The sequence below is a fragment of the Clostridium sp. DFI.5.61 genome (genome assembly GCF_024462915.1).
GTDB classification, from domain to species: Bacteria; Bacillota; Clostridia; order Oscillospirales; family Oscillospiraceae; genus Lawsonibacter; species Lawsonibacter asaccharolyticus.
The window spans coordinates 1-3,395 of sequence record NZ_JANGBZ010000108.1 but is presented as its reverse complement, the minus strand read 5'-3'; the positions used below and the strand labels follow the sequence as shown (position 1 = coordinate 3,395).

The 3,395-nt window shown below is 55.8% G+C and carries 2 protein-coding genes; one reads left to right on the top strand and one right to left on the bottom strand.

Going from position 1 to position 3,395, the window contains the following annotated elements:
- Positions 1-336 precede the first annotated feature (336 nt).
- Positions 337-558 (top strand): hypothetical protein, encoded by a 222-nt coding sequence (locus tag NE584_RS19185; RefSeq protein WP_256183250.1) that lies wholly within the window; start codon positions 337-339, stop codon positions 556-558.
- Positions 559-623: 65 nt separating this feature from the next.
- On the opposite strand, the gene NE584_RS19180 is transcribed toward NE584_RS19185, so the two are convergent.
- Positions 624-3,395: hypothetical protein (locus NE584_RS19180; protein WP_256183528.1), on the bottom strand; the 2,772-nt coding region annotated here is incomplete at its 5' end.

The following is a 3,395-nucleotide window of genomic DNA, read 5'->3' as shown; positions in this document are numbered from 1 at the left end:
ACCCCCCCCCCCCCCGCCCGCCCCCCCCCCCCCCCCCCCCCCCCCCCCGGTCAGCTTGTGGAAAGAGCCGTCCCGCAAGGAGTTCCTGCACCCGCAGGCGGCGGAATAAAATTGGATCACATCATTTCCGGGGACGTGTATCTGGGAAGTGGCGCCTCTCACGCAGGATAGGCCGCCTCCATGATCCCTGGACATCCTGCACAGGCGGGGCAGAAATAGGCATAGTTCTGCTTCACTTCCATAATTTGTATTGAAACGTCTCACAAAAAGCTCTTTCCCACCGGTTTTGAGCGGGTCCGGATCTGCCGGGCCCAGTCAGGACAGGAGGGATTTTTTATGGCAAGCAGACAGACGCAGTATTATGGGCTGAATCAATGGGAGGCTGCGGACCAGGTGCTCCGGACGGAGTTTAACGCGGATAATCAAAAGATCGACGGGGCGCTGAAAGCCATGCGGGATCTGATCGTCAGCCCCAGCGTTCTCAATGCGGTACTGGATAAGCTGCGCAGTGATATCAACGCCCTGTCTGCCCGGGTGGATAAGCTGGAGGGGAAGTGAGAGAGCCCCCCGGAGCAAATGCTCCGGGGGGCTGTTAAATTGCGTGAATCAGAATCTCACTCTAATCAGCGCTTCTGACCGATATCAAGCGTCAGCACGCCGTCGTCGTCAGCCACCACAGTGTACTCGCCCTCGAGCACAGCCTTGACGGCAGCGCTCTCAATGTAGTACAGAGTGGTCTCCTGGTTGGGGGCAGCCGACTGCTCATTCTGGCAGGCTTCCTCGGTGTACAGCTTGCCATCGACAACAGCCAGCTTCTGGGCCAGCTTGAAATCAGCCTCGGAAGCAGTGACCTTGACAGACTTCACGACGGCATTTTTGCCCTCGGCAGTCAGCTTGGCATCACAGACAGCAGCTCCATCGACACGGAACTCGCGGGCGCCATTGTGAGTATCGCTAGCAGTCTTCTCGATGGCCTTGAAGGTGTAGGTCTCACCGACGATCACCTCGTCGCCATTATTCACGGTCTGGCCCTTGGCGTCCTTGACTTCAAAATCCCAAACACCGGAAGCGGCAAAGTTCAGGGTGTACTCATCGGCCTTGGTCTTTACGGAAATCTTAATTTCCTCAGAGCCGGCAGGAACCTTTACAGTCCAAGCGCTGCCGCTGGTGCCGCTCACGCTGCCCAGATTGCTCTCCACACCAGTGATGGTGTAGCCATCCTTAGCCTCCAGGGTGATGGTGACTTCCTTAGTGGCATCGAGATCAGTGTTGCCAGTTACCTCAACATTGCCTGCGTCGCCGGAGATAGTGACAGTGCGGGCATTCTCAGTCAGGTTAACAGCAATAGTCTTGTTTTCGGTGACATTCTTAACGGTCAGCTTGCCGTCAGCATAGGTGTAGTCAGTAGAGGTAGCAACGGAGTAGCCAGCGGGAGCAGTGTACTTCAGGACGGCATCCTCGCCAATTTCCACGCTCACCTTGCCAATTTCCTTACCATTAACGGTAAAGGTCACAGTCTTATAAGCAACGGTCTCCTTCTCCACGATGTAGACCAGACGGGCAGTCTCGTGATCGTTGGCGTCCTTCACGACGGTAACATAGGTGTTGGTCTTCTCAGAAGCGTCATACTCCTCCATGTCGTTCAGGTTACCCTCGGAGATGTCGAACTTGGTGGACTTGGTGTTGTCAACATAGACGAAGACGGTCTCCTCGTCCACATCGTACTTCACGGACTTGTCCTCGGTCTTAGTGATCCAGAAAGCGTCATCGCCCACGGCGTTGACAGGGTTGTTGCCCAGAGCAACTTCCTCGATCTCGGTGATATACTCCTCGTCCACGGTCTTCAGGACCTTGTACAGCACGCCGGCCTTCAGGTCGTCGCCGTTGTTCAGAGCATCATAGGCAACATACAGCTGAGACTGCTTCTCGCCGTTGACATAAGCCTTGGAGAAGTCCCAATACTTGTCGTCATCGTGCTTGAAGCTCTCGCGGTCGGTCTTGGAGAGCATGAAGTAGGTATTGGCGTTGTCGTAGAACTCGCCCTCGATGATGAAGACGACCTCAGCGACCTTGTTGTCCACGACATAGGCCAGCTTGGCCTCGGACACATCGGGAACCTCATCGTAGCCAATGTAGGCCTTCTCGCCGTCCACGTCCACGAAGACGGTCTTCTTATCCACGATGAACTCGTTATTGCCGTCGGAGACATAGGCCTTGCCGTTGTTAATCTCGGCATTGTCCATATCCTTGCTGGCAACATAAGTCAGGGTGTACATGCCGGAATCGCTGACAGAGTACTTCCAGACCTTCCCGTCGATGTTGGTCTCCCAGCCGTACTTGTCGGCATCGGCCTTCTGAGTCCAAGCGATCTTATCGCCGATCTCATCAGGAGTCTTCTTCAGATCTTCCTTCACATCGACCTTGGGGTTGGTGCCGTCGGTCAGAACGACCTTAGCGACCCAGTCCTTCAGCTCCTCGTCGGAGTCCTCAACGTACAGGTACTTGGTCTCGCCCTCGTCCTTAGCAAAGCCCAGCACATAGCCGTTGGGATCCAGGTACAGGGTGTAATCGTCGCCCAGGGTGGGGTGCGTACGGTCGCCCAGGCTATCCAGATCATAGACCATGTGGTCGCGCTCGTCGCTGTCTCTATCAACAGAATAGGAGTAGGGGTACTTGGTGCCGTCATCCAGCTTCAGATAGGTATCCTTGCTGTCGTCGTCCTTCTCCACGCGGCTGACCTCGCCGGAAGCAGTCTCGGGAGCAAAAGCCTCGGCGATAACATACTCATCGTCGTCATTCTGGTCCACGGTGAAGACAACATAGTCATCCTCAGCAAAGCCCTCCACATAGAAGGTCTTGTCGTCCAGAGCGGGCACGCCCTTGGACAGGGGCTTCACGGTGATGTACTCGCCGTCAGCATCCTCTTTCACCTTGGTGACCTGGCCGATGTAGTTGTTGATCTCAACAACAGTGACAGTCTGGTCAGCGTCGTCGATGTAGATCTCGGTGACAGTCCCGTCGGCAGTGTAGCGGTAGGTATCGCTATTCTTGCTCTCGGGCAGAACGATTTTCTCGTCGTCCTTGCCAGACCACTCCTTGCCGTTTACAAACACGGTCCAGTCGTAGCCGTCCTTCTTGTCCTCGCTGAGCTCGGTGCAGACACTCTTGCCCAGATCTTTGTACACATCCTCGGAGTCAGTATCCTCGGTGTAGACATAGTCGGGGGTGTTGGCAACGGTGATGATCTGATCCTTGTCCAGCATCCGGACCAAGGAGGTGATCAGACCGCCGTCCTCGGTCAGATTATCGGTCTTGCTGGTGCTGCCAGCCTCAGTCTTGACGTTGTAAGAGCCGGTGCCCCAGGTGGTGGCGGGACGGCCGTAGATGGTCTCGGT

Bases quoted from the DNA above. Each gene is read 5' to 3' on its own strand.
- NE584_RS19185 (WP_256183250.1), top strand. From the start codon at position 337: ATGGCAAGCAGACAGACGCAGTATTATGGGCTGAATCAATGGGAGGCT.